The following is a 24,983-nucleotide window of genomic DNA, read 5'->3' as shown; positions in this document are numbered from 1 at the left end:
TCACTCAATTTTATCTAATAGTTCATTTATTAATTCACTTGACTTTTTAATTAACACTTCACTTGTCTCTTCTGTCTCTTCTTTCGTCAACACTTCTTGTGTAATCGATCCATTATATCCGATTGTTTTTAATGAGCTTAGAAATCCTTCTAAATCTATAACACCTTCGCCCGGGTAGAGTCTTCCATTATCTAATATGTCCTTTAATGGTATATCCGGTGCATCATTAATATGCACATGAGCAATCTGCTCTGGTTTTAATGCTAAGATATCTTCTTTTGTACCTTCTGTAGTAAACCAGTGGATACTATCTAATAACACACCTATATTTTCTTCGCCAATCATGCTTATCCATTTTATTGTTGTATTCAAATCATATATGAATTCATTTGAAAACCTATTTCTTAAATGATACGGTCCTACAAATTCAAGGGCAATCTTACAATTAAAGTCCTTTATTAAACGGCAGCATACTCGCATTCTGTTTGTTAGATTAATTAAATGATTCAAACTGTCTTCTTCTGTAGATGGAAGAAAAAAAGTGTTAAACACCCTTATATCAAACTCTTTGGCAAGTTTTGCATCTTCTAATAATTCTGGTAATTCTTCATAAAATAATTCATCTGTTTCTTTCCAATTCACAGGAAGTTGAATTGCACCAATTTTTATACCTGATTCATCGAGAAAACTCTTAGCTTCTTTTTTACCTTTTGTATTAATTAATTCTCTTAACGCATCTCCGTCAGTATCCACAACGTGAAACCCATATTTCGACGCTAAATTAACTTGGTTTTCCAAACTCCCTATATTCCCAATACCGTATTTTGTAAGACCTTTCAGCATTTTCACACCTCTTTCTTATATTAATAGTTTTGTTTCCTTCTCCATTGGAAATAAAGGTTTTTGCCGATTTTCATAATATATTTTTTCAAGAATTTGATATGTTGCCCCAGCTGATAGCGCAAGTATATCCAACTTTGAAAGCTTGCTTAATTCTGGAAATAGATAACCTTGTTTTACAACAACAATATCGTAATCTTCTATGTTTAGACCCGCTCTAGTAAAATGTCCAATCGTAATGAATGAATTACCTTTATTAGCAATTACAATATCTACATTTTTCACAGAGATAGTACAGACAGCTCCTACTTTATCTTCTGTTGCATTTAAATATCCTAATAAATCACCTTTACTTTTCAATACGCCTTTCACTATGATTGACTTACTATATTTATCTAAGTTTGTTCCAACCTCTACTTCTACTTCTTCACCAACATTTTTCTCATTTAATTTATCAAATGATGTAGTATCATAAATTGCTGCAACAACAACTTTCTTATTTTTCAAATCCGTATTCAGAATAATTTCCAATAATTCCGTGTTCATTCCAATTGCACCCGCAGTCGTATTGTCACCTGAATCCGAAATGAAAACTGGTTGACTTTCAGAGTCTACAGCAATCTCTACAGCCTCTTTTGGCTCTACCGCAATAGCATCAAAAGTAAATTCTTGACGCTTATTAAAGACATAAGTTGCTAATTCTTCAGCTACTTCATCTGCTAAATCTTTATATACTTCTGATTCCGGTATTACCATCACAGATGATGTAGTATTTTCTGTATCACTCCAAGCATGACAAATAAAATAATTTGCTTGAGAAATACCCTTTCGACTTTCCATTTCATTAAGTTTTTCAAAAATAGATTTTAAAGGCTCTTTTGATCCTAAAGCTTTCTCACCACAAATCATCATAGGTAACCTAATAAAGGATGGGCTAATTTTCGTATTACTTTTCAGTGCGTTTACTAATGCTTGTGCGCTTATTTTTTCTACTTCCAATTGGTCTTCATGCGGGACAGTTCTATAATTCCGAACAATATTCACATATTTATGGAAATTTAAAGGTAAATTTGCATGTATATCTAATGTTAAAGCGATCGGTATATCTCCTCCTACTAGCTCTCTAATTTCTTTCATTAATGCTAATTCACCTGAACCAATCTCGTTTACTACCATAGAACCGTGTAGGTGAAGCCATATTCCATCTACTCCGTTTTCATTCCTTATAGTGCTAATGATTTTATTTGCAAAAAAACGGTATGCTTCTTTTTGCACTTCACCAGATGACAATGCAGTTGCATAAATACTCGGTATAATTGTAATATCATTTTCTAAAAACACATCAGTTGACCCGAAACGACTTAACATTTCTTTTCCCTCTACCAACACAAAATCTTCTATTTCCGTTGGAAATGGATTAAAAGTATTTGTTTCATGGTAAAAACATCCAACAACAACTTTCATATAATTATTCGCCTCCTCTAATTATTTATCATTTTACCTTGATAGTTCAGTAAAATTTTCTTTCACTAAAAATGCTGCTCCAATTATTCCAGCATCATTACCTAACTCTGCAATTTTAATCTCACACGCTTCATTAATGCGATGCAAACTATACTTTTGAAATGCTTTTATCACGGGATCTAACAATTGGCTACCAGCTTTAGAAACTCCTCCTCCAATTAATATTTTAGAAGGATTAATAATGGTTGCGACATCTGAAAGAGCTTTTCCAAGAATATCAGTAGTCTTGGTTATTACTTCCTGACAATCCTTATCACCTTTACTAGCGTACTCAAAAACATCTTTGGCTGTAATATGCTCCTTACAAACTAAATTTCTCCATATACTTCCAGAACCATTCCCTTCTTTCTTATCAAGTAGTTGATTTACTATACCTCTAGCAGAAACAATAGTATCTAAACAACCTACTCTACCGCAATTACACAATACTCCATTACTGTCATAAATAATATGTCCAATCTCTGCAGCTGTACCATTTGCACCACTTAAAATGGATCCATTTACTATAACTCCACTACCCACGCCAGTCCCCAATGTAATTGCTATCAAAAACTCAGCCTGTTTCCCTGCACCTATCCAGTTTTCACCTAGTGCAGCTAAATTAGCATCATTTTCTATAAATACAGGTAAATTTGAAATCTCCTTTAAACGCTTCCCAATAGGGTAATTTTTCCATCCGAGATTTACCGCTTCATAAACAAGACCCGTTTTTTTATCAACAAATCCAGGAGCGCCGACGCCAAGTCCTAAAATCTCATTTGTTGTTAATTCATTTGACAAGTTTAATTCAATAGAATTCCAAATATCATCTATAATATATCTTCCATTTATTTCTCTATTAGTTTTAATTTCCCATTTTTTCATAATTGAACCTTTATTATTGATTAGTCCAATTTTGATAGAAGTACCACCAATATCAATTCCAATCATCTTCTTCATCTGTAAGACATCCCTCTTCTACCTTATCAATTGTTTATACTCTAATATTCACCCTCTAACATTGAAGCAGCATCCTCGTCCATTATAAATGTTACATTAGGATGTGCTCGTAAAATAGAAGCAGGCGTATTTTCAGAAATAGATCCTTCTAATGTATCTTTAACAGCTTGAGCTTTTCTTTTTCCGGCAGAAGCAACTAATATATGCTTTGCTTCCATAATGTCTGCTAAGCCCATTGTCAACATTTGAGTTGGTGCCTCTTCCGGGCTTAAGTTATGGTAACCTATCGTGCTATTTATAGTTGATTGATCACTATCTGCAAGAAACAATCGAGAATTAAAAGAAGTACCAGGTTCATTCGCAGCTAAATGAGCATTCACACCCAAGCCCACAATTTGTAAATCTCTCGGATTATTATCAAGTATCTCTCGATAACGTTTTAATTCTTCCTGAACATCACTAACACTTCCGTCTAGTAATCCAATAAATTTCGGTTTACTTTGAATAAGATTATAAAATTTCTCTTGCATGTAAGTATAAACAGTAAATGCTTTTTTACGGTCAGCCACATATTCATCTAGGTTTGTAAATATAGATTCTTCAATATTTACTTCCCCGTTATTTATTGCTTCTACTAATAATTCAAAAGTTCCGTCATAGCTGGCACCTGTTGTAGTATTTATTACAGCACCATTCTTATTGTTAATTGTACTGATAATTACTTTACAAGCTTCTTTAGATAATTCTTGATAATTCTTTACTTTAATTATATCCACAATGTTTTCCTCCTATATTTTTTTAAATAACAAATACTAATCCCTTTAAATTAACCTAAGTTTATAATAAAACGCTTTCAAAATTGAGAATTAACCTTTTTTGTATTAATAAACCATTTATTTGCTTTTTAAATTAAACTAGGTTAAATTTAGGTTATTCACATATTAGCATTTTGTGTTTAACAATGCAATACTTTATTTGAAGAAGTAAATAATCTAAAATCTAAATTTTTACTAACAAAAGGTATTAAATTATCATGGTGTTTTTAATGGGGTATTCCATTAAAATATGAAAGTTCAACGTTATTAGAAAAGGGGAGAAGAAATTGTTCAACTTAAAATATGACCAAAAACGAATCAGAAAATATCATTATTTTCTACTGCTAAGTTTAATCCAAAAACATAAGAATATTTCTAGAACACAACTTGCAAAAATAACAAAAATGAGTAATACAACAGTTGGGAAGATCATTAACGAGTTAATAGACGATGAACTTATTTTAGAAATTGGAAACACAGTTGGCGATGCTGGTAGAAGGGCAAAATTATTAACTATTAACTCTAAAGGAGCATATATTATTGCTGTTGAAATTGATTTAGAATATACAAATATAGCTTTAGTAGCATTGAATGGAACTATATTAAGCTCGTTGCAGATAAATCTAAACGCTAATCAAAACCCTAATACAGTAATGGATATTATCATTAAAAATATTAAATTATTAATGACTAAATTTCAGCCTGAAATAAAGGAAAAAATTTTAGCTATTGGTATTGGGTTACCTGGACTAATAACATGGCCAAAGGGAGAAGTTCTTGTTGTACCTCAATTTCATTGGAAAGACGTAAAAGTTAAATCATATATAGAGGCTAGATTGGATTATATTGTTTATATTGATACCGACGTACGCACTGCTTTATTAGCCGAGAGTTTATTTGGGAATATGACTCAGTATGATAATTCTGCCTGCATATATGTAGGTAGTGGTGTTGGTGGTGCTGTTATGATGAACGGAGAGATCTTAAGAGGTCATCATAATATGTTAGGGGAAATAGGCCACATAACTATTGATCCTGATGGAGCACTTTGTGATTGCGGGAGATTAGGTTGTTTACAAACATTCTTTTGTTCTTCCGACTTAGAAAAAAAGGCTCAAATGCCCATTAATGAAATATTCCAAGCATACGATAGAGAAGAATTGTGGGCAAAACGCCTTATAGAGCAAGCCAGAAAATACTTAGCCCTGACAATAGCTAATATTAGCTGTATCTACAATCCAGAAGCAGTACTTCTTACAGGTCCAATGATCTGGAAATACCCTCAATTATCAGATGGGATAGAAAATTTAGCTCAAACTTATGCTTGGTCTGCATTAAAAACCTCCTATAAAATAGTAAAACCAAGTGAGACAAGAAACAATGGGATTATTGGAGCTAGCGCTATCGTTTTAAATGAATTTTTAAGATTTACAAATGACGATATCAATAATTTTGATTTTTAATTATTGGTATGTTAATTGTTTAATTTACAACTGCGAGGTTAAACTCCTCTACCAAATTTAGATGGTATATGCTTTAGCTTTATCATTTGATAGCCTAGTTTTATTAAAAAGGGATAGGTTTGAAGTTTGTTTATCAATTATACTTATTTATGATAAAGTAGAATTATCTGATTTTGATATAATTAAAAGAATTTCTCTATCCTATTTATTTTAGGATGGGAATCTTTATAGATTTATATTGGAAAAAATTCATTTTTAATTGTTATAACCAAGCGAACATAAATTTAATTTAGTAGTTTTCTGGTTTTGAATCCTTATTGTATGTGAGGTGGAGTGTGCGTTGCTCGTGCTTATATAGGTGTGTGGATTACAATTTGTTCACCGTTGTCCAAAAAGGGAAGAGGAAATTTGGGCTCGATATAGAGATATAACATTTCTACGCACTCTGCAGGAGTGCGTAGGTTTGCATCTCACCATATATAATATAATTAAAAATCAAGTCTAAGTTACATATACACATATAAAAAATGTCATCATGCGATTAATCGATAACGGGTTCGGGGACGGATTTAATATTTTTATTCTTTCTTCCTAACCATAACGCAAAATCCGCTCCGCAGCCTTTCGCGCACCAGCAATATTCCTCGACACCGGTCCAATCTCCAGTTCAGCTAATGCACCTGCTACAAAGAGGCCATTTTTCCATTCCAGTGATTTAGGAACAATTGGAAAACCACAGGGCGCACAAGGCAAATTCATTTGCTTTATTACTGGATCTAACCATTCCTTCCCGGGCATTGCAATAGCAGGCCCCGTTGCCAGCATGATAGAGCTTCCTTTTAGCTTCTCTTCATTTTCCGTAAAAAGCAGCATTTTCCCATCAGTATCTTCTCTTATTTCCTGAATACAGCCTGTATGAATATCCAGCCTGCCCAATCTCTCCTACTTCAATAGTTTTAAATATAAATCTCTGGTGATAGAACCACGGTTCCTTGCTTTTTGTATGGTTTCCCGTCTTTCTTTATAGCTGGTCAGCTTGTGGTACTTATTCAAATATTTAGGTCCAAGCCAGCCAGGGTCGCTGTCAAAATGATGAATACGTAACGGATGCCGTTTGACCAGGGTAACTGAATGAATGGATTCTTTTTGAGTAAGTGCATAAGCAAGATGTGCTGCAGTCATGCCGCCGCCAATAACAATTACATCTCCTGTATCAGGGAGCCTGCTATCCATTTCAAATACATGCACTAATGCTTTATTATCTCTATACTTCTCAGCCCATGATGGATAATGCGGTGTATGGTTAACACCCATAGCAAGCACCACCCGTTCACTAAAGAAACAACGTCCATCCTTAGTACAAACTTCCCATCCCTGTTCTGTCCATTTAAGCCCATTCACCTCTCCCTGCAGCCAACATTCCATCACACCTGTTTCTTCCAGTAAATCCAGGCTGTGCTGATTAAACATATCTAAACGCGGCCGCTGATACCGTCCTTTAAATCCCGAGGCATAATTGTTTACGGAAGAATATTTTTTTAAACTGTATGGATCGGTGTGTAAATGATGAACTAAAGGGGAACGCAAATATTCCATTTCAATTTTGCCTGTAACTGCCCTCCATCTTTCCAGTGGCTGTTTATGAGAATCGATAATTAATAAATCTTTTCTTTCTGCTTTTTTCTCCTCAAGCAGACGGGAAGCTACGCAGCTCCCTTGAATTCCTCCACCAATTACTATCCATTTATACATACATGTCCCTCTCTTCCTTTTCACGCTCACCAAAACGTAATCATTACGGTTTAATAATTAAAATTTTTTAGTATGTTATACATACTTTATCAATTATTCCGTCAGCTTCTAAACATATTTTCTAAGCTCTCATTCAGCCTCTTTTTCATTTACAAGCCTTCTGTATAAAAATATTTCCTGTTTTCATTTGTCTCAAAGGTACCTGAAACGACATTTGTACAGTCGAGCCAACGAGTTTCTGTGCTTACCTTTTCTATTCTGTTCTCTATTTTCTCTTCAATTTCTTTCAATATTTCTAAAAGCTCAGTTAAGGATAAATCAAATTCTGCAGCTACTTGCTTATGTGGAGCTTCTGCCCGAAGCAAATCAACAAAATGTTCAGGTGTCAATGCCCTCTCAGAAATTACATTTTCCATATTTATAACTTTTCCATATAATAATCGTTCCTCTTTTGAGAGGAAGCGGCTAATCACCTTATCCAAAAGCTTTTTATCTAAGTAATTATCCATTTCAAACACCTCACTGGCTGCCAACTCGCTTTAAAACGTAATAATTACGATTTATCACGGAAATATTATTACTTTACCACGAAACAGAAATAAAGACAATATATTTTTTTATAAATATTTTTGAATTCTACCATTTACATTCAATCCAGCTGCCCGTAAAACAAATCAGTTGCTATATCTCAACTCAAAAAAAGCTATCACACGCCAATTAAATAGCCCAAGATAGCTTTTTCATCATTTACAATAATAGAATTAAATGTTCCTTAAAAATCATCGTTAGGATTAAGACTATGCGTTGAATCAGGATACTCAGGTTCAGCTGCACTTACAGTCATCGTTACACTGAAAAGTGAAAATACTACCAATACAGCAATTAATAATTTCTTCATCAAATCCCTCCTTTCATATCCAAAGCATTTTTTATCTTAAAATAAGCTTGTTTATACTGCTTATTTTGAGAATAATAATTAGATAGCAAAACATTGTATTGAATGAGAATTTCTGTCTCGTTTCTCTTCTCAAAAAATGGAATGGCGACAGTTTCCAGATATTCTTTAATATCTACTTCATTCAATTGTAATCGAAGCACATGAAATTTAATGGCATGCTCTTCCAAACCAGGCTTATTAGCTATTGCTTCCCCTTTTAAAATATAATGAGCTGCTTTTTCCCTATTCTTTATTCTCAGATATAATTCTGCTAATCCCTCTATTGTTTTCATATTATATTTCTCATCCTCAGAAACAGAGAGACTTTTCTGATAGTAAGCAATTGCTTTTTCTATATCTTTCTTTTTTTCAAAAGCAAGTCCCATATTATGATAGACTTTACGAAGCAGGTTTGTATCACCTTTTATAACTTTCTCTATGCGGTAATAATAGTCAAGCGCTTCATCAAAATTGTTCATTTTATAGTAATTAATACCTAATAAAAAATAACACACTGTACATTGATCATAGTTCATTTCCTGTAAATATTTATTTAAAGCGGTTTCTAAATGCTGAATCGATTTGTATATGTTCCCTTTCCTATTATAAACCAGGGACAGCTCATAATGAATATCTGCTTTATATGGATAATTCAACGAGTTTGCCAAGCCAAGATATAGATCGAGCGCCGCATCATAATTACCGGTCACATAATGATATAAGCCACAAACCCTATTAAATAGCGGCATGACTTTCAGATTGCCGTACTCCTGCAAATCTTCAACTTCCTGGAATTTTTCTTCAGCTTCTGCTCGCGTTGAAAATCTCAAAGCAAATCGTAATTGCACTAAACTGATAAGCAATTTCATGCCGGGATCCAGTGAATTCTTGTATTTTTCTAAAAATAATTGGTAAACCTCTTCTGCGGCTGTCTGATTTTCTTTAATTAAATTATAAATGTCTTCCGCTTCCCGGACTACTTCATCACTCATTGCTTCATCTGTCTGAACTAATTCTTGAACACTTATTCCAAATCTTTGGGCAAGCAGCTGTAGGATCTCTTCATTAGGAACGACATTGCCGTTTTCAATCTTGCTGTAATAGGATACAGAACAAATACCTTCAACAATCTCTTGCTGCTTGGATTTTTGTTTGCTTCGTAAAAATTTAAGTTTTTGTCCTAAATCCAACATTCTCTCTCCTCTGTATGAAATTTCTCCTATTCTAAATGTAACATAGTTCTAATAATAATTAGAAGTATCTTTTTAAAATTAAAATTTGTTTATATAACAATAATAACAAATTACATTCAGAAAAGTATAAAATTTAGCTCAAAACGACAATATTTTTCATTTTTCAGCACAAATTCTCAATTTCAGCTTATTTATTACATTATTTTTCCATTTTCTAAAGCAAAAAGAAATAAACTGCTCTCTGGTGACAGCAGTTTATTCATTCAATCCGTATTCTATTGTAAAATGCTTTAACACATTAACGTGTTCTCATACCTTATATCTATACAATTTATTTTTGTACCAAACATCTTTTTATTTTCCTAATAAGAATTAATTATTTAATAATAAAGTCAATACTCTCTGCCAGTTCTCCAATAGATTGCACCACTACCTTTGGAATACATTCATTTTCCATAAAGGGTACCTCTCTTAATCTATTTTCTTTATGCCATTTTTCTTCACATAATCTAATACAGCTTGGTTGCTCCGCCCTTTTATCCACCGGTAATGATAAAACTTCAGCTGGCAGAGATCGATGAACAAAAACAGAAAGAATACCTAATCTATTGGCCAATAGTACATCATGGTCAATTCGATCACCGACATGCGCCGCTATTTCTCCTTCATCCGACAGTTTTTTCAAAACGGCTGGATTCGGCTTGGCAAATCCAGCCGAATCCGATGTAATTACTTCATCAAATACTTTATCAAGACCCAATTTCTGTAGTACCGGGAGCTGATACTTGGAATAACCATTTGTTGCAGCTGCAAGATGGAAGCCTTTTTCTTTGATTTGTTCCAGATAGTCCAGCATATTGTCTTCCAGCAAATAAATCTTCGGAGGCTCAGAATGCTTGATAACCATCCTTTCGATATCTATAGCTGAGACTGCTCCTAGCTTCTCTGCTACATCAGTTATAATATCATCCCAGTCATATGCTTCTAAAAACCGTTCCTCACTCATTCTTTGCAAGTGCTCGCTAACAATTAAATCCAGAATATCCTCTTCCGTATCTGCTTCTTTTTTCAACATATTCACAATCTCCGGGAAAACCCATTTCCCAAAGGGATTTTGCATGATTGTTTCATCAAGATCAAATGTAATCCATTTTGTTCCCACTTACTTCACGGCTCCTTCCGTTAAGCTATCCATAAACTGTCTGGAGGCGAATAAAAATGCAATAATCATCGGCAAAGATGATAAGGTTAAGCCTGCAAACAGCAGATTCCACTGTGTATCATACTCACCGAATAATGTTAACATCCCTAAGGGAATAGTTGATAATGAATCGGTCCGAATAAATATTAACGGATAGAAAAAGTCATTCCAGACATTAATCAGGTTTACTATACCCACAATTGAAATAGCGGGCTTCATTATCGGCAGCACAATCCGGTAATATACTTGGAAATCATTACAGCCATCTAATCTTGCAGAATCCTCCAAAGCTCTTGGAACCGTCCGGAAAAACCCATAGAATAAAAATACTGCGAACGGGATTCCACCGGCAACATAGATAAAAATTAAAGCAAATAGCGTATCTACTAATCCTAATTTCAGCATTGTCATATAAAGCGGTATAACAGCCAGCTTCATCGGAAGCATAAGTCCTATCATGAAAAAACCTAATAAATAAGGATTCCATTTAAACCTATACCTTGAAAGGTAATATCCTGCCAGAGACGAAACAAATAATACAATAAATACAGCAGAAGAACTGACGATAAGACTATTCACAATATAATTGGAAAAATTGACTACTTCCCAAACCTCTATATAGTTATCTAAATTGAAAGAAGTTGGCAAACTTAAAGGGTTTGTAAAAATCTCAGCATTCTCTTTAAATGAAGAAACTATCATTAAAAAAATCGGATATCCAAAAACAAACGTAAATAATGCTAAGACTGCATACTTTATGATTTGTAATAACGGATTCGTTTTCATCTTCTCTCCTCCTTCACTGTTTTACCTTTCGAAGTCTTTCCGCTTGAAGACAAATAAAATGATACTTGTCGCCATGCCGATAATAATAAATAGAACGACTGCAACTGCTGAACCAAGTCCAATTGCCTGCCCTCCATCAACTGTTCCGAAAGCTAAACGGTAAAAGAAGGTTGTCAGTACATCCGTTGAATAATATGGTCCTCCCGAAGACCCCTGCATAGCAAATACATATTCGAATGTTTCAAATGATCCTATAAATGTCAGCACCGTCATAATCATCAATGCCGGTCCAATCATAGGAATGGTGATTCTAAATAAAACCGTAAATGAATTGGCGCCATCAATTCTAGCCGCTTCAAAAATTTCCTTATCAATCGCCTGCAGCCCTGCCAAAAATATCAGCATAGAAAAGCCGATCGATGCCCAGCTGTCAACAAAGATAACACTTAAGAGTGCAGTACTCATATCGCCCAGCCAGGGTCTTGTGAATGCTTCCAGTCCGATTGCTTCCAGCAGCGTGTTAAGCGCACCTCTGGTCGGGTTTAAAATTAAGCTGAATAAAAAACCGATGACGATAACAGACAGTAGTTTCGGCAAGAAGAACATGCTTTTAAAAAACTCTTTACCTTTAATTTTACTATGTATAATTAAAGCTAATATAAGTGAGATAATTAGTTGGGTAATTACCGTAACAAAAAAATAAATCCAGTTATGACTGAAGGCATTCAGGAAAAAATCCTTGTACGGTTTCTCTGTAAATAACGTTATAAAATTTTGAAAGCCTATAAAATCGACCCGCTCAAATCCATTAAATGAATAAAAGCTGTTTAAGGCAGCCGAGATTAATGGATATAGCTGAAAAACACCATAAAGCAGCGCGGCAGGAAGTATGAATAAATGAACAAGATGCTTTTTATATCTATTTTTCCGCTTAATTTTAGTCATGGAGCCAACCCTCCCAAAAGGTGAATACACAATCAAAGCTGATTGTGTATTCATTTTTTTATTTAGCGTTACTAATCTTCCTCAATCATCTCTAACTCTTCCACTCCCTCTTCTGCGGCCCTTTCCGCATTTTCCTGTGATTGTTCAAGTAATTCTTCCTTAGTGATTTCTCCTAAATACATTCCCTGTAATCCATCTTCAAAAATACCTTTTGTGGATGGAGATCCTAAGCCATATTCAACAAGCATAAGATAAGGGGTAGAATTAGCCTCCGAAGCCTCCATAATTTGTTTTACAGTATCATGTGATGCAGTTACGCCTTCTACAGCGCTAACCCGGCTTAAGTTATCGGTAAATAATTGGCCAAATTCCGGGCTGGCCATGAATTCCATAAACTTTAATGCTTCTTCTTCATGCTCTGTACCTTCCACAACACCATAGGAACCATCCACCCAGTTCATAACTAATGGATCATCTGACCCTTCCTCCTTAAATCCCGGAATAACGCCTATGGAAAGATCAGGATTACTATTTTCCAATACTTCCAATTGAAAATCTCCATTTACATACATCGCTGCTTCTTCTGTATAAAATAATGCTTGGGAATCAGCATCATCTAAAGCCAGAAATCCGTCAGCTATATACTCTGTGAGCTCTTCCATTCTATCTAAAGACTCCATCATCCTCGGGTCTGTTAAATCAGCTTTTCCCTCTGTTACATCCGATACAAAGTCATTACCTCCATATGCTGTTGGAGTTATAACCCCATGCAGCATGGACAACAGCCATGCTTCTCTCCCGCCAACGGATAATGGTGTAACACCGTTCTTCTTTAATTCCTGACTGACTTCTATAAAATCATCCCATGTTTCAGGGGGCTCCAGCCCATATTCATTAAAAATATCTATATTATAATAGATCAAACCAATATTTAAAGACAAAGGTATTCCATAGGTATTTCCGTCACTTCCCTGCGCAGCTTCTAAATACGATTCATCAATGTTGTCAATACCTTCTATATCATCTAAAGCCACTAAATATCCATTATCTGCAATTGTCCGGGCACCTGTATAAGGTCTGAGCTGTACAATATCCGGTCCTGTTCCTGATACTAAGGCATTAGTCAAGATCGTATTATATTCCGTAGCTTCAAATGGATTGAATTTAATTTTAATATCTGGATTTTCTTCCTCAAAAGCAGCGATTATCTCCTCATATGCAGATCTGTCCTCCGTTCTCCAGCTATACATCTCCAGCTCTACGGCATCTTCATTTGAATTACCGGAACTATCCCCATTTCCACACCCGGCAGCTACCCCACTGAACAAGATGAAGAACATTCCAAGCAATAGCTTTTCCTTCATTATTGAAACCTCCTCTGTGCTTTTATCACAGCGCGACTCTTTCTTCTGAGATGAATAATCGCTGCAGGATGCCTTTTCGAAAGCGCTGCCAAAATATTAAAGAAAATTTATTGGCTTATTCTCAATGGCCGAAAAATCAAAACTTCCTTTTCCTTTTACTCATCTTCCTCAATCATCTCTAACTCTTCCACTCCTTCTTCAGCAGCTCTTTCTGCATTTTCCTGTGTTTGTTCGAGTAAGTCTTCTTTCGTAATTTCTCCCAGATACATTCCCTGCAGCCCATCTTCAAAAATCGTTTTTGATGTCGGCGATCCCTCTCCATAATGAACAAGCATAAGATATGGTGTAGAATTTGCTTCGGAAGCCTCTGTCACCTGCTGAACAATTTCGTTTGTAGCTGTCACCCCATCCACAGCACTAACACGACTCAAACTATCACTGAACGTTTGTCCGAACTCCTGTGATGCCATAAATTCCATGAATTTCAGAGCCTCTTCTTCATGATCTGTTCCTTCCACAACTCCGTAAGAGCTGTCCACCCAGTCCATTGCCAGCGGTTCTTCCGCATTCTCCTCCTTGAATCCAGTAATAACGCCAATAGGGATATCCGGAATGTTGTTTTCAAAGGTTTCCAATCGATAGTCTCCATTAATATACATCGCAGCTTCTTCTGCATAGAATAAAGCTTGTGCATCATTATCATCTAAAGCAACAAAATCATCCGGCAAAAACGCTGCAATTTCTTCCATCCGGTCCAGAGATGCCAGCATGCGTTCATCCGTTAAGTCTGTGTTTCCTTCTGTTAATTCATCAACAAATTCGTTGCCGCCGTATGCTGTCGGCGCGATAACACCGTGAAGCATGGATAATAAATACGCATCTCTTCCACCTTGAGCTACAGGAATAATATCGTTAGCCAATAATTCCTCACTAACGCTTACAAAGTCCTCCCATGTCTCCGGAACATCTAATCCATACTCTTCAAAAATATTCTGATTATAAAAAATGACACCTACATTTAAAGACAAAGGTATTCCATAGGTATTTCCATCACTTCCCTGTGCTGCTTCTAAATACGACTCGTCAAAGTTATCAATACCTTCTATATCATCCAAAGCCACTAAATATCCATTATCCGCAATTGTCTGGGCGCCCGAATAAGGTCTCAGCTGTACAATATCCGGTCCTGTCCCCGAAACCAGCGCATTGGTTAAAATCGTATTATATTCTGTAGAATCAAACGGATTGAATTTAATTTTAATATCCGGATTTTCTTCTTCAAAAGCAGCAATGATCTCCTCATACGCAGATCTGTCTTCTGTTCTCCAGCTGTACATTTCCAGCTCTACCGCATTTTCATTTGAACTGTCGGAGCTGTCTCCGTTCCCACATGCAGCAAGTATTCCGCTGCATATAATTACGAACATTCCTAGCAATAGACTCTTTTTCATTACTAAAACCTCCTATTAAAGTATTATGATTGGTATAATTCCTAAATTATCCGGAGCAGTAACATGCTCACCTCCCATATATATTTATTCTTTATTCCATTCACCTAACGCTTTAACAAAGTTTCCCTGATGCTTCCTCAACCTTTCTTGAGCAATGTTTGCATCAACATCAAACATCAGCATCAGTATAGCTGCTTTTGTATCTCCTCCTGTTTTGTCATATACCTGACCGGCCTCTTTATCGCTTGCCTGTGTTAATTCTTTAATAATAGATATAGCTCTATTTCGCAGCTTCTTGTTTTTAGCTTGTAAATTAATCATCAGATTCTCATATACTTTCCCCGTCCGCACCATTGTTACTGTTGATAGCATATTTAACACCAGTTTTTGAGCTGTCCCCGCTTTTAATCTTGTCGATCCGGTTAAAATTTCCGGACCTACAGGAAGCTCAATAGCAATATCTACTTCCTCTGATAATCTTGTATTCTCGTTACAGGAAATTCCGATCGTTTTTAATCCTAATGCTTTAGCCTTTCTCACCGCTCCCAGTACATAGGGAGTCTGTCCGCTTGAAGCTATTCCTACGATCACATCTCCTTGCCTGGCAGCTTTCTCCACATCCTGCTCACCAAGCTGGTCATTATCTTCTGCATTTTCGATAGCAGTACGCAGTGCTTTATCCCCGCCAGCGATAATACCTTGAATAACATCAGCTGTCACACCAAAAGTCGGCGGACATTCAGAGGCATCCAAAACACCCAGCCTGCCGCTTGTCCCTGATCCTAAATAAATCACTTTATGCTGTTTTTCAATTGCTGCCACCATAGCTTCTACAGCCTGCTCTATTTGCGGCAAAGCTTTCTCTACAACGTCAGGAACTGTTTTATCCTGTTTGTTCATCATCTGTAAAATTTCATAGGTTGTCTTTTCATGTAGATGGTTCGATTCTTTATTTCTCATCTCTGTCTGCATACACATACATCCCTTCTCTTCTGAAAAAATCCTGAACGCTTACTGACTGATTAATGTTTCGTAAACCAGCGTGTGAAACTTTCTTCTAATTTCAGGTAGCCGATGCTCCCGCCCATAATGAACCATGTTGGTCAGCAAAATGGTAATAACTTCTTTTTTTGGATCAATCCATAGGCTTGTTCCTGTAAATCCGGTATGGCCAAAGGAACCGATGGACCAGACTGAACCGCAAGTTGCTCCAATAGATTTGTCACATAATACTTCAAAGCCCAGACCCCGATTTTGAATCACATTTCCTTTGGCTAAAGCCATCGTCTCCGGTTTTAAAACTGACTGTGTTTCCGGGTACAGCCAGTAATTCGCATAGGCTGCTACATCCTTCACAGTTGAAAATAAGCCTGCTGAACCGCTGACGCCTCCAAGATGGAATGCTTTTTCATCATGAACCTCACCGTGGACATATTTCCCATTGACTTTCTCAGTAGCTGCAATTTTATTTTTCTCCATCTGTTCAGGCAGAAAGTCCGTATCTGTCATACCCCAGTGCTGATACAGCTCTTTTTTTGCAAATACATTCAACTTCTGCTTGGCTATTGCTTCGATTAATTTCCCAAGTATAATCATTCCGATATCACTGTATAATACGTGATCCCCTGTAGGAAAAACCGCTTTGCAATTCAAAACTTCCTTCCATACATCCCTTTGCTGATAGCGGCTTTTAAAGGTTAAATCCGCCGAAACACCAGATGTATGCTGCAGGAAATGGCGGATAGTAATATCTTTCAAAGGAAATTCAGGGAGATATATACTCACCGTATCATCTATATGCAATTCCCCCCGTTCATATAAAAGTAAAATACTCGGCAGTGTACACATTACTTTTGTTAAGGAAGCTAAATCAAAAAAAGTATCTGCTGTGACCGGAATACGTTCTCCCTGGTTGTTTAAAAATGAGCCCGCGCTGCTTAATGTCTTTCTCTGCCTTCCATGCTGAATAAGATAAACTGCTCCAGGAATTTCATCTTTCGCTATCAATTCCTCCAAATACTGTTCATAAGCATTCATTTTCTAACCTCTTTTCTGCCTGTCACTTGTATTTGTAAGCATTTTTCCAATTTGTTCTGCAGAGTAACCCTGCTGCTTCAGAACAAGAACAATACTTCCGGCAACGGGATGCCTCTTTGCTTTGATTACCTTTACGGGTGCAGTCGCGGCTAATTCAGCTGTCACTTCTTTGACTATAAATTCATTTTGAAAAATTCCTCCGGTCAGTACAAATGGAATATCCTTTACATCTGTCTGGAACAGTTTTTGAAATAAAGTCCCCCCGCGCCGTGCTATCTCCTTGGCAGTTTCTCTGATAATATTTATTGCAACTTCATCTTTTTGATCTGCTGCTTGAAAGACATAGCCTGCAAATGCTGCTATCCGCTGCTTCTCAACATTCTGATAAAGAATAGGAATCAGCTCTTCCATTTTGTTAATAGCTTCCCCATCTAAGATGAGATTTGTCAGCATTGTTTCAGGCCCTAATCCATCTAATTCGTTAAATACAGCTATCAGAGCCTGGGAGCCTATATGATATCCACTGCCCGGATCACCGCCGACTAAATGTCCCCATCCTCCAATACGAATTGTCTTTGCTTCATGGACGCCAATGGTGATCGCCCCTGTTCCACAAATAGATACTATCCCATCCCTGCCAAGTGTTTCTGAATAAAGGGCAATCTTCCCATCATTTTCAACTACTGTTTCTTTTATTTTATGTAAATGCCGGGATGAGTTTTGAAAGTACTTTAACCATTTAATCTGGTCCGCTTTTCTTCCCAGTCCTGCAATCCCCAGACCGATTGATAATTCCGTATTTTCAGATAAAAAATGAGATTCATATGCTTTGTTTATAATTCGATTAACTACCTCCACAGACTGCGCATAGCTGGTGCTATGCGGATTTGCAGCCTTCTCCTCCTCTTCCCATATGAACCCTTTTTCCTTATGAAACAAATTTGCCTTTGTTTTAGTACCTCCGCCATCAATTCCTAAAATATACATATCTCTTCACCCTTTTTTAGGATTTCGAAATTCTCTTTGTAAAGCCTCTCTCGTCTGATTCAGATAGTCGATTGTTGCATCATAATTTCTTGAGGCAACACCCGTAAATAAAATATCAATGATATTGAGCTGCGCAATTCTTGATGCTGTTGCAGCACTTCGAACCAGATCCGACTCTACAGAGGAAACGCATAAATGAATATCTACTAATTCAGATAGCGTATTTTTCCCATATCTTGTAATTGCCACTGTTACAGCATTATTTTGCTTCGCATTCCTGATTGCGGAGAGTACATGCTTCGTCTCTCCTGAATAAGAAATTCCCACAGCCACATCAGTCTCTCTGAGCGTCACCGACGAAGTTAATTGTAAATGCGCATCCTCGTATGCGGTACAGTATTTATTAATTCTCAGGAACTTCTGCTGTGCATCCTGAGCAATAACCTGTGATGCTGCTGCTCCATAAAAATCAATTCTGTTTGCATTATTTAAAGCTTCAATCGCTTCCTCTACACTATTTTTTTCTAAAATTTTCAATGTCTGCCTGATTGACTCAACATTTTTCTGCGAGACTTTTTCAATCAATGAATTGACATTTTCATCAGATATAATTTCATTGCCATTATAAATATTTAATTCACTGGTCTGCAGGTCTCCGGCAATTCGCAGCTTTAAATCCTGAAAACCGGAAACTCCTATATTCTTGCAGAGACGTGTAATTGCGGCTTGACTTGAGCCGCTCCTGTTCGAAAGCTCTTTAATCGATAAACGTACAATCTCCTCGGGATTTTCTAATATATAAACTGCGGCATTTTTTTCTGCCGGTTTGATGTGATTCATTGCTTCTCTTATTCGAATTAGACCATCATTATTCATTTTTCGTAAACCCTTTCACATATGATTTATATGGAGTATATTACAGTTGAAATTTAATGTCAATATTTTTATAATATTAAAATTAAATTTCAAAATAGAGTTTTAATATATTTAGCAGAAAATGTTTCTTAAACTAATTTAAAGGGAACAATTATAATAAAAAGCGTATAGGAGGCTTTATTACATGCATAACCGATTTGATGGAAAAGTTGTATTAATTACTGGAGCAGGGTCTGGTTTAGGACAAGCATCTGCTTTGCAAATAGCAAAAGAGGGAGCAAGGCTATCTCTCGTTGATTTGAATACAGCTTCTTTAGAAGAAACAAAAAATAAAGTGTTAGAATCCGTACCAAAAGCAGACGTATTGTTGACAACAGCAGACGTATCTGATGAAAAAGCGGTTGAAAACTACGTAAATCAAACGGTTCAACAATTTGGCGCTGTTGATGCTTTCTTTAATAACGCAGGAATTGAAGGAAAGCAAAACCTGACCGAAGATTTCGGCATTGAGGAATTTCAAAAAGTCATTAATGTTAACTTAAATGGCATATTCTATGGCATGAAGCATGTGTTAAAAGTAATGAAGAAACAAGGTTCTGGTTCCATTGTAAATACAGCTTCTGTTGGAGGAATTCGCGGTGTCGGAAACCAATCTGGTTACGCAGCCAGTAAGCATGGTGTTGCTGGATTAACTAAAAACTCTGGTATTGAATATGGCCAGTATGGAATTAGTATAAAAGCCATTGCCCCAGGTGCCATCATGACACCAATGGTAGAAGGATCATTAAAACAAATGGATCCAGATAATTGGGAAGAGGCCGGAAAGGAATTTGTTAAACCAAACCCAATGAAACGTTTTGGAAAGCCGGAAGAAGTCGGCTATTTGGTAGCATTTCTGCTTTCTGATCAAGCGAATTTCATCAATGCAACCATTATTCCTATTGATGGCGGACAGGCTAATAAATACTAAATAATCATATGACAGAATTGATGGTGAACAAAGAAAAATATTCGTTTAAAATAAATTAAATTTGGAGGGATTTTTTTATGACATTTCCAGTTTTAGAAGGTAAAGTAGCGATTGTAACAGGTTCTGCAATGGGAATGGGGCTTGCGACAGCCAAACTTTTTGCAGCTGCAAAGGCAAAAGTAATCGTTGCAGATTTTAATGAAGAAAAAGGAAAAGAAGCAGTTACTGAAATCGAAGCAAATGGCGGTACAGCCCACTTTATAAAAGTAGATATTTCTAATTCTGATCAGGTACAATCTATGATCGCAGAAACAGTTGAAAAATATGGTCATCTTGACGTAGCAGTTAATAATGCTGCATTAACTCCTGACAATGCCCCAGCAGCTGAGTTTGATGAAGCTTATTGGGATAAATTAATTTCTATTGACTTAACCGGAACAGCTTTATGTATGAAATATGAGCTGCAGCAAATGATTAAACAAGGGAATGGCGGAAGTATCGTCAATATCTCTTCTGTCAGTGGCTTTCGACCACAACCAAATAACATCGCTTATGTTGCCGCAAAACATGGGGTAGTAGGCATGACAAAGGTTGCTGCGATGGAAAACGGCGATAAAAACATTCGTGTGAACTCCGTTGCTCCTGGAGCGATTGATACGCCAATGTTAAGAGGTTCATTGGAAGAAACTGGACAAACAGAAGAAGAATTTGCTCCACAGCTTAGTTTATTAGGCCGATTTGGCCAACCTGAAGAAATTGCGGAAGCAAGTCTATGGTTAGCATCAGATCAATCTTCCTATGTTACAGGAACAGTAATTCATGCTGATGCCGGATATACAAGCCGTTAAGCGGTTGAAAATAAAAATTTCAAACCAAAAACAAGCAATGTCAGGCTACTGAATCTTCATTTCACCCTAATGAATGAAGTCAGTAGCCTTCCTTTATATTGTTATCTCACTGATGCTGTAAATAATTTATCAGATCAATGTAGACGGATACAGCTGTCCGAATAGCATCTTCATCTATATCAAATTCAGGATGATGATGTCCGGCCGGTAACAAGCTGGGAAAAATCATGTATGTGGCAAGACCGCCATTTCTTTGAACATGGTCAATCATATAGGAGGCATCCTCAGAAGCTTTTAATGGCAGCACATCAAAAATTTCTTTTACATCTGAATTATTTTTACATGCCTCTTTCACAATTTGAATCCATTCCGTATCACACTCAGATCCTAAACCTTGCCCCATAAATTGGATACTGGCTTTGACATTGTGCATCGCAGCTGCGGCCTCTATAATTCTGACTGCTTCTTCATACATATATTGATTTAGCTCTGTCGTTTCTCCCCGTGTTTCCACCAGCATTACAGCTTCATCTGCAATCACATTCCGTCCGCTTCCACCGGATAATCGGCCTACATTAATTCTAGTTGTTCCGTCTCTATGCCGGGGGATAGCATTTAATTGCAGCAGAGCTGTTGCAGCTGCAGTTAAAGCATTGTTCCCTTCATTCGGCTCTACACCTGCATGGGCAGATTTCCCTGTGAAGGCTACATCAAATTTTGTACTTGCCAATATTTGATCGGCTGTTGCCGCTACACTGCCTGCTTGTAAAGAATTAATACCTAAATGCCCGCTCATAAAATAATCTACATTATCCAACCAGCCTTTTTGAACAATACTGTTTGCTCCTCTTAACCCTTCTTCAGCCGGCTGAAAGATAATCGTGAATTTACCTGTCAGTTCATGCTTATGTACATCCAGATATTTTGCCACGGCAAGGCCAATACTGATATGCCCATCGTGCCCGCATGCGTGCATTTCCTTCGGGTGCCGTGATTGAAAGCTTTCGTCAAATGGCACATGCCCTGCTTTATCAGACTCGATAATAGGCAGTCCGTCAATATCATATCTCATCGCAATATGCGGACCTTTTCTGCCGGTGTCTAATACAGCCACTACTCCAGTGTGACCGCCATCAAGCTTTTCTGCAAAAGCTTCTGGAACCCCGTATGCTATTGCTCTCGCTTTACTTGCTTCGATTTCTCCTGCTGTTGGAACTCCAAAGCGTTCATTGCTTTCAAGTATCTCTTTGCCCATATATAAATCAAAAGACAGACTTTGAAGTAATTGATAAATTTCAAAAGTAGTAATAAATTCCGTAAATCCAACTTCCGGAAAGGTATGAAACTTCCTGCGTGTATCTACAGCAAACTTTTGCAATTCTTTCATCATTCCGCTTCCTCCTTAAGGGTATGAAGGGTATCGATAGCTCCCTGTGTCATTACCGTAACACCGTATTCTACTGCGTCTTCATTAAAACGGAATGCCGGGTTATGCAAGGGCTTCTGGCCTTCTCCAACAGAGCTTCCCAACCAATAATAGACACCAGGATATTTTTGCAGGAAGCGGCTGAAATCCTCTCCTGCCAGACTGGGATTCAGTGGTGGGGCAGCTTCTTCTCCATACAGACCTGTTACTGTCTTTCGTATTTGTTCTGCCCACTCAGGGGTATTAATTGTCGCCGGATAGCCATCCAGGTATTCAATTTCTACTTCAGCTCCCATAGCTGCAGACACATTTTTTACTATCTCAACAAATCTTTGCTTAATCATGTGTTTGGTTTTATTCGACTGTGTTCTGACCGTCCCGAGAATTTCGGCTGTTTCTGCTATGACATTATGCTGTGTGCCTGCCGTAATCTTGCCTACTGTCACGACAGCTGGTTCAAAGGGATCTGCATTCCTGCTTGTAATTGTCTGCAATGCATTAATTACCTGATTAGCAACAATAATAGCGTCAACTGTATCATGTGGCATCGAAGCATGTCCGCCAGAACCTTTAATAGTTAATTTAAATCGGTCAGAATTCCCCATAATCGGTCCAGCCATCACGCCAAATGTACCTACCGGTAAGCCTGGCCAAACATGCTGCGCAATTAATACATCCGGCTCATGCACATCAAAGACTCCATCCTCCATCATCTGCTTCGAACCGCCGGTCGGTGATTTCTCTTCTGCAGGTTGAAAAATCAATAGAATCTTTCCATAAATCTCATCTTTTCTATCTACTAATGAACGGGCTGTTCCAATCAGCATCGCAGTATGAGCATCATGACCGCAAGCATGCATAACACCAGGATTTTTGGAGCTGAAAGATTCTCCTGAAATTTCTTCAATTGGTAAAGCATCTATATCTGCTCTCAGCCCAACTGTCTTCCCTGGATGAGCCCCTTCAATTACCCCTAATACACCTGTTCCTGCATATCCGGTTGTGTAAGATATTCCATATCTATCTAACTCTTCTTGTATTCTTTTGGATGTTTCAAATTCTTTATCGCTTAACTCTGGATTTTCATGTAATAAACGCCGAAATTTAATAACATCTCCGACAATATCAGTGCGAACTGACATAACACCACTCCTCTTTATATTTGGAAAGTTCTGTTCTAAGTCTAATTAACATCACTGCAAATGTCTATTTACTTAACATAGCACTGTTTCTTTATTATTATAATTAGACACTTTCTCAGCATACCATGCAAAATTTGATTGTTCATCACCTTCCAATATGATTATTTTTTGTTATATAATGAATAATATTAACCTCTTAACGCTATGTCATTCTATACATAAGGAGCTTACTATGCCAATCTTTATACATTATCAAACAGCTTCAAAAGAATGGAAACAAGCAGAAAATATTACTTCAGTACCGGGCGATGCACTTTTTATATGGTACGATTTTGTAAATGCAACCTCAGAGGAAAGCAAGCTGCTTGCTTCCAAATTTCATTTTAATACGCTGGCCATTGAAGATACGGTAAAGACTGTTTCACGCCCTAAATTTAAAGAATATCAAGATTACCAATTCTTAGTATATCACCTGATAAACCCCAAAGATTATCGTGCACAGGCTATCAATCTCTTTATGAAAGGCCATATCCTTGTAACCTATCATCAGGACAGGCTGAAAAGGCTGGGCAATATAGAAGGAGCAATTCAAAAACGCTATCCCTCCCAGCTTGTCACACCTGCGGATATTGCTTTTATTATCTTAGATTTTATTGTCGACAGCTATTTTGAATATGTTTATCATATTGAGGATGAAGTTTTTTCTTTTGAAGACCGGCATGTAAATGATGCTACAGATAATAAACTGATGGAAGACGTTTTCCAGATCCGTTCGGTGATTATTAAAATAAAGCGTGTCACCATGCCGATGCAGGAGCTTATTCAGCATGTAAAAGACGAAACATCCTTCATACAATCGAAGAAGCAGAAAATGTATATACACCATATCGAGGATCATATTATCAAACAGATACATATCATTAAATCCGCGCAGGAGATGACTGGTGATATTCGCGATAACTACGATTCTTTAAACTCCTACCGTTTAAACAATGTTATGAAAATATTAACGCTGGTTTCTGTTATCTTTCTGCCCTTGACATTAATTACCGGAATCTATGGCATGAACTTTCGAAATATGCCGGAATTACAATGGGATTTTGGCTATTTTGCAGTTCTTGCTGTTATGCTGCTTATCAGCATTGTACTTATTATTTATTTTAAATTTAAGAAATGGTTTTAAATATGTAGAAGCTTTTGTTTTTTGATAGAATGTAATTTAAAAAATCATTCAGCTGTTCAAATAGATTAGGCAGCTGTATGATTTTTTAAGTCGCTTTCTTACAGCAGATATTTAAATATTTCCCTCCTCCCGTACTGCCCTCCTCATTATTAGGAAAATGTAAATTCTTCAATTTGATATTCTGCTTTAAAGCAACCTGGACACTTAAAATATACATTTTAAATGGATGAAATCTATGTCTGCTTTAAATTAGGCTTGTTTCATCCTGATTCTTATATATGTTATGATTTAGCAAGTTTCATTT

The 24,983-nt window shown here is 36.8% G+C and carries 24 protein-coding genes; 4 read left to right on the top strand and 20 right to left on the bottom strand.

The annotated features are described in order from the left end of the window. From IEX29_RS13175 to IEX29_RS13160, 4 genes are read right to left on the bottom strand one after another with little or no spacing between them, the layout of a single operon-like run. Entirely contained in the window at window positions 1-843 is an 843-nt protein-coding gene (locus IEX29_RS13175; RefSeq protein WP_188734852.1) for a sugar phosphate isomerase/epimerase family protein, read from the bottom strand. A gap of 15 nt (window positions 844-858) precedes the next feature. After that, on the bottom strand, window positions 859-2,304 hold the full coding sequence (locus IEX29_RS13170; protein ID WP_188734851.1) for a M81 family metallopeptidase: 1,446 nt from the start codon (window positions 2,302-2,304) through the stop codon (window positions 859-861). A gap of 33 nt (window positions 2,305-2,337) precedes the next feature. Further along, window positions 2,338-3,303, bottom strand: a complete 966-nt coding sequence (locus tag IEX29_RS13165; protein ID WP_188734850.1) for an ROK family glucokinase — start codon at window positions 3,301-3,303, stop codon at window positions 2,338-2,340. Between the two features lie 41 nt (window positions 3,304-3,344). After that, a complete protein-coding gene (locus IEX29_RS13160; RefSeq protein WP_188734849.1) occupies window positions 3,345-4,079 on the bottom strand; it encodes a glucosamine-6-phosphate deaminase in 735 nt (244 codons plus the stop codon). Window positions 4,080-4,405: 326 nt separating this feature from the next. Here IEX29_RS13160 and IEX29_RS13155 point away from each other — a divergent pair, with 326 nt between their 5' ends. Continuing rightward, window positions 4,406-5,581, top strand: coding sequence for an ROK family transcriptional regulator (locus tag IEX29_RS13155; RefSeq protein WP_188734848.1), 1,176 nt, complete (start codon window positions 4,406-4,408; stop codon window positions 5,579-5,581). Window positions 5,582-6,172: 591 nt separating this feature from the next. Here the strand turns inward: IEX29_RS13155 and IEX29_RS26740 are convergent. The 14 genes from IEX29_RS26740 to IEX29_RS13095 all read right to left on the bottom strand — a co-directional run bounded on the left by IEX29_RS26740 (window position 6,173) and on the right by IEX29_RS13095 (window position 19,110). Beyond that, window positions 6,173-6,517 (bottom strand): hypothetical protein, encoded by a 345-nt coding sequence (locus IEX29_RS26740; protein ID WP_229720214.1) that lies wholly within the window; start codon window positions 6,515-6,517, stop codon window positions 6,173-6,175. Between the two features lie 6 nt (window positions 6,518-6,523). Beyond that, complete coding sequence (locus IEX29_RS13150; RefSeq protein ID WP_229720213.1) at window positions 6,524-7,333, bottom strand: FAD/NAD(P)-binding protein; 810 nt, start codon at window positions 7,331-7,333, stop codon at window positions 6,524-6,526. A gap of 149 nt (window positions 7,334-7,482) precedes the next feature. Further along, window positions 7,483-7,842, bottom strand: coding sequence for a hypothetical protein (locus IEX29_RS13145; protein WP_188734847.1), 360 nt, complete (start codon window positions 7,840-7,842; stop codon window positions 7,483-7,485). 263 nt (window positions 7,843-8,105) lie between these two features. Then, window positions 8,106-8,231: a hypothetical protein gene (locus IEX29_RS27030; protein ID WP_268239052.1), complete on the bottom strand. Its 126-nt coding sequence runs from the start codon at window positions 8,229-8,231 to the stop codon at window positions 8,106-8,108. Further along, entirely contained in the window at window positions 8,231-9,463 is a 1,233-nt protein-coding gene (locus tag IEX29_RS13140) for a helix-turn-helix domain-containing protein (protein ID WP_188734846.1), read from the bottom strand. The genes IEX29_RS27030 and IEX29_RS13140 overlap by 1 nt, the downstream gene beginning before the upstream one ends. A gap of 376 nt (window positions 9,464-9,839) precedes the next feature. Then, window positions 9,840-10,625, bottom strand: a complete 786-nt coding sequence (locus IEX29_RS13135; protein WP_188734845.1) for an HAD family hydrolase — start codon at window positions 10,623-10,625, stop codon at window positions 9,840-9,842. Next, entirely contained in the window at window positions 10,626-11,450 is an 825-nt protein-coding gene (locus IEX29_RS13130; RefSeq protein ID WP_188734844.1) for a carbohydrate ABC transporter permease, read from the bottom strand. A gap of 21 nt (window positions 11,451-11,471) precedes the next feature. After that, window positions 11,472-12,395, bottom strand: coding sequence for a carbohydrate ABC transporter permease (locus IEX29_RS13125; RefSeq protein ID WP_188734843.1), 924 nt, complete (start codon window positions 12,393-12,395; stop codon window positions 11,472-11,474). 71 nt (window positions 12,396-12,466) lie between these two features. Then, window positions 12,467-13,759 (bottom strand): ABC transporter substrate-binding protein, encoded by a 1,293-nt coding sequence (locus tag IEX29_RS13120; protein WP_188734842.1) that lies wholly within the window; start codon window positions 13,757-13,759, stop codon window positions 12,467-12,469. Window positions 13,760-13,914: 155 nt separating this feature from the next. Then, a complete protein-coding gene (locus IEX29_RS13115; RefSeq protein WP_188734841.1) occupies window positions 13,915-15,210 on the bottom strand; it encodes an ABC transporter substrate-binding protein in 1,296 nt (431 codons plus the stop codon). A gap of 84 nt (window positions 15,211-15,294) precedes the next feature. After that, window positions 15,295-16,182 carry an N-acetylmuramic acid 6-phosphate etherase gene (gene murQ, locus IEX29_RS13110; protein WP_229720212.1) on the bottom strand — a complete coding sequence of 296 codons (888 nt, stop codon included), beginning with the start codon at window positions 16,180-16,182 and terminating at the stop codon, window positions 15,295-15,297. Window positions 16,183-16,221: 39 nt separating this feature from the next. Beyond that, entirely contained in the window at window positions 16,222-17,247 is a 1,026-nt protein-coding gene (locus IEX29_RS13105) for a serine hydrolase domain-containing protein (protein ID WP_188734839.1), read from the bottom strand. A gap of 3 nt (window positions 17,248-17,250) precedes the next feature. Next, on the bottom strand, window positions 17,251-18,234 hold the full coding sequence (locus IEX29_RS13100) for an N-acetylglucosamine kinase (RefSeq protein ID WP_188734838.1): 984 nt from the start codon (window positions 18,232-18,234) through the stop codon (window positions 17,251-17,253). Window positions 18,235-18,240: 6 nt separating this feature from the next. Continuing rightward, on the bottom strand, window positions 18,241-19,110 hold the full coding sequence (locus IEX29_RS13095) for a MurR/RpiR family transcriptional regulator (RefSeq protein ID WP_188734837.1): 870 nt from the start codon (window positions 19,108-19,110) through the stop codon (window positions 18,241-18,243). Window positions 19,111-19,294: 184 nt separating this feature from the next. On the opposite strand from IEX29_RS13095, the gene IEX29_RS13090 reads away from it, so the two are divergent. Both IEX29_RS13090 and IEX29_RS13085 read left to right on the top strand, forming a co-directional pair. Further along, window positions 19,295-20,080 (top strand): SDR family oxidoreductase, encoded by a 786-nt coding sequence (locus tag IEX29_RS13090; RefSeq protein ID WP_188734836.1) that lies wholly within the window; start codon window positions 19,295-19,297, stop codon window positions 20,078-20,080. Window positions 20,081-20,157: 77 nt separating this feature from the next. Further along, window positions 20,158-20,928, top strand: a complete 771-nt coding sequence (locus IEX29_RS13085) for an SDR family NAD(P)-dependent oxidoreductase (RefSeq protein ID WP_188734835.1) — start codon at window positions 20,158-20,160, stop codon at window positions 20,926-20,928. Between the two features lie 106 nt (window positions 20,929-21,034). On the opposite strand, the gene IEX29_RS13080 is transcribed toward IEX29_RS13085, so the two are convergent. Together IEX29_RS13080 and IEX29_RS13075 are read right to left on the bottom strand one after the other, a co-directional pair. Beyond that, window positions 21,035-22,318: an amidohydrolase gene (locus tag IEX29_RS13080; RefSeq protein ID WP_188734834.1), complete on the bottom strand. Its 1,284-nt coding sequence runs from the start codon at window positions 22,316-22,318 to the stop codon at window positions 21,035-21,037. Continuing rightward, the gene (locus IEX29_RS13075; protein ID WP_188734833.1) at window positions 22,315-23,496 is read right to left on the bottom strand and encodes a M20 metallopeptidase family protein; all 1,182 of its coding nucleotides are present in this window, start codon (window positions 23,494-23,496) and stop codon (window positions 22,315-22,317) included. Before IEX29_RS13075 ends, IEX29_RS13080 begins: the two co-directional genes overlap by 4 nt. Before the next feature lie 232 nt (window positions 23,497-23,728). Between IEX29_RS13075 and corA the strand changes: the two genes are divergently transcribed. Continuing rightward, window positions 23,729-24,679 (top strand): magnesium/cobalt transporter CorA, encoded by a 951-nt coding sequence (gene corA, locus IEX29_RS13070; protein WP_188734832.1) that lies wholly within the window; start codon window positions 23,729-23,731, stop codon window positions 24,677-24,679. Window positions 24,680-24,983: the final 304 nt, after the last annotated feature.

The organism is Oceanobacillus neutriphilus (assembly GCF_014645515.1).
GTDB lineage: Bacteria > Bacillota > Bacilli > Bacillales > Amphibacillaceae > Oceanobacillus > Oceanobacillus neutriphilus.
This window is presented reverse-complemented; position numbering and strand designations above follow the sequence as displayed.

What these genes read in the sequence shown, in the direction of transcription:
- IEX29_RS13175 (WP_188734852.1), bottom strand. Translation starts at nt 843, where the DNA reads ATGCTGAAAGGTCTTACAAAATACGGTATTGGGAATATAGGGAGTTTG.
- IEX29_RS13170 (WP_188734851.1), bottom strand. Translation starts at nt 2,304, where the DNA reads ATGAAAGTTGTTGTTGGATGTTTTTACCATGAAACAAATACTTTTAAT.
- IEX29_RS13165 (WP_188734850.1), bottom strand. Translation starts at nt 3,303, where the DNA reads ATGAAGAAGATGATTGGAATTGATATTGGTGGTACTTCTATCAAAATT.
- IEX29_RS13150 (WP_229720213.1), bottom strand. Translation starts at nt 7,333, where the DNA reads ATGTATAAATGGATAGTAATTGGTGGAGGAATTCAAGGGAGCTGCGTA.
- IEX29_RS13145 (WP_188734847.1), bottom strand. Translation starts at nt 7,842, where the DNA reads ATGGATAATTACTTAGATAAAAAGCTTTTGGATAAGGTGATTAGCCGC.
- IEX29_RS27030 (WP_268239052.1), bottom strand. Translation starts at nt 8,231, where the DNA reads ATGAAGAAATTATTAATTGCTGTATTGGTAGTATTTTCACTTTTCAGT.
- IEX29_RS13140 (WP_188734846.1), bottom strand. Translation starts at nt 9,463, where the DNA reads ATGTTGGATTTAGGACAAAAACTTAAATTTTTACGAAGCAAACAAAAA.
- IEX29_RS13130 (WP_188734844.1), bottom strand. Translation starts at nt 11,450, where the DNA reads ATGAAAACGAATCCGTTATTACAAATCATAAAGTATGCAGTCTTAGCA.
- IEX29_RS13125 (WP_188734843.1), bottom strand. Translation starts at nt 12,395, where the DNA reads ATGACTAAAATTAAGCGGAAAAATAGATATAAAAAGCATCTTGTTCAT.
- IEX29_RS13120 (WP_188734842.1), bottom strand. Translation starts at nt 13,759, where the DNA reads ATGAAGGAAAAGCTATTGCTTGGAATGTTCTTCATCTTGTTCAGTGGG.
- IEX29_RS13115 (WP_188734841.1), bottom strand. Translation starts at nt 15,210, where the DNA reads ATGAAAAAGAGTCTATTGCTAGGAATGTTCGTAATTATATGCAGCGGA.
- murQ (WP_229720212.1), bottom strand. Translation starts at nt 16,182, where the DNA reads ATGCAGACAGAGATGAGAAATAAAGAATCGAACCATCTACATGAAAAG.
- IEX29_RS13105 (WP_188734839.1), bottom strand. Translation starts at nt 17,247, where the DNA reads ATGAATGCTTATGAACAGTATTTGGAGGAATTGATAGCGAAAGATGAA.
- IEX29_RS13100 (WP_188734838.1), bottom strand. Translation starts at nt 18,234, where the DNA reads ATGTATATTTTAGGAATTGATGGCGGAGGTACTAAAACAAAGGCAAAT.
- IEX29_RS13095 (WP_188734837.1), bottom strand. Translation starts at nt 19,110, where the DNA reads ATGAATAATGATGGTCTAATTCGAATAAGAGAAGCAATGAATCACATC.
- IEX29_RS13090 (WP_188734836.1), top strand. Translation starts at nt 19,295, where the DNA reads ATGCATAACCGATTTGATGGAAAAGTTGTATTAATTACTGGAGCAGGG.
- IEX29_RS13085 (WP_188734835.1), top strand. Translation starts at nt 20,158, where the DNA reads ATGACATTTCCAGTTTTAGAAGGTAAAGTAGCGATTGTAACAGGTTCT.
- IEX29_RS13080 (WP_188734834.1), bottom strand. Translation starts at nt 22,318, where the DNA reads ATGATGAAAGAATTGCAAAAGTTTGCTGTAGATACACGCAGGAAGTTT.
- IEX29_RS13075 (WP_188734833.1), bottom strand. Translation starts at nt 23,496, where the DNA reads ATGTCAGTTCGCACTGATATTGTCGGAGATGTTATTAAATTTCGGCGT.
- corA (WP_188734832.1), top strand. Translation starts at nt 23,729, where the DNA reads ATGCCAATCTTTATACATTATCAAACAGCTTCAAAAGAATGGAAACAA.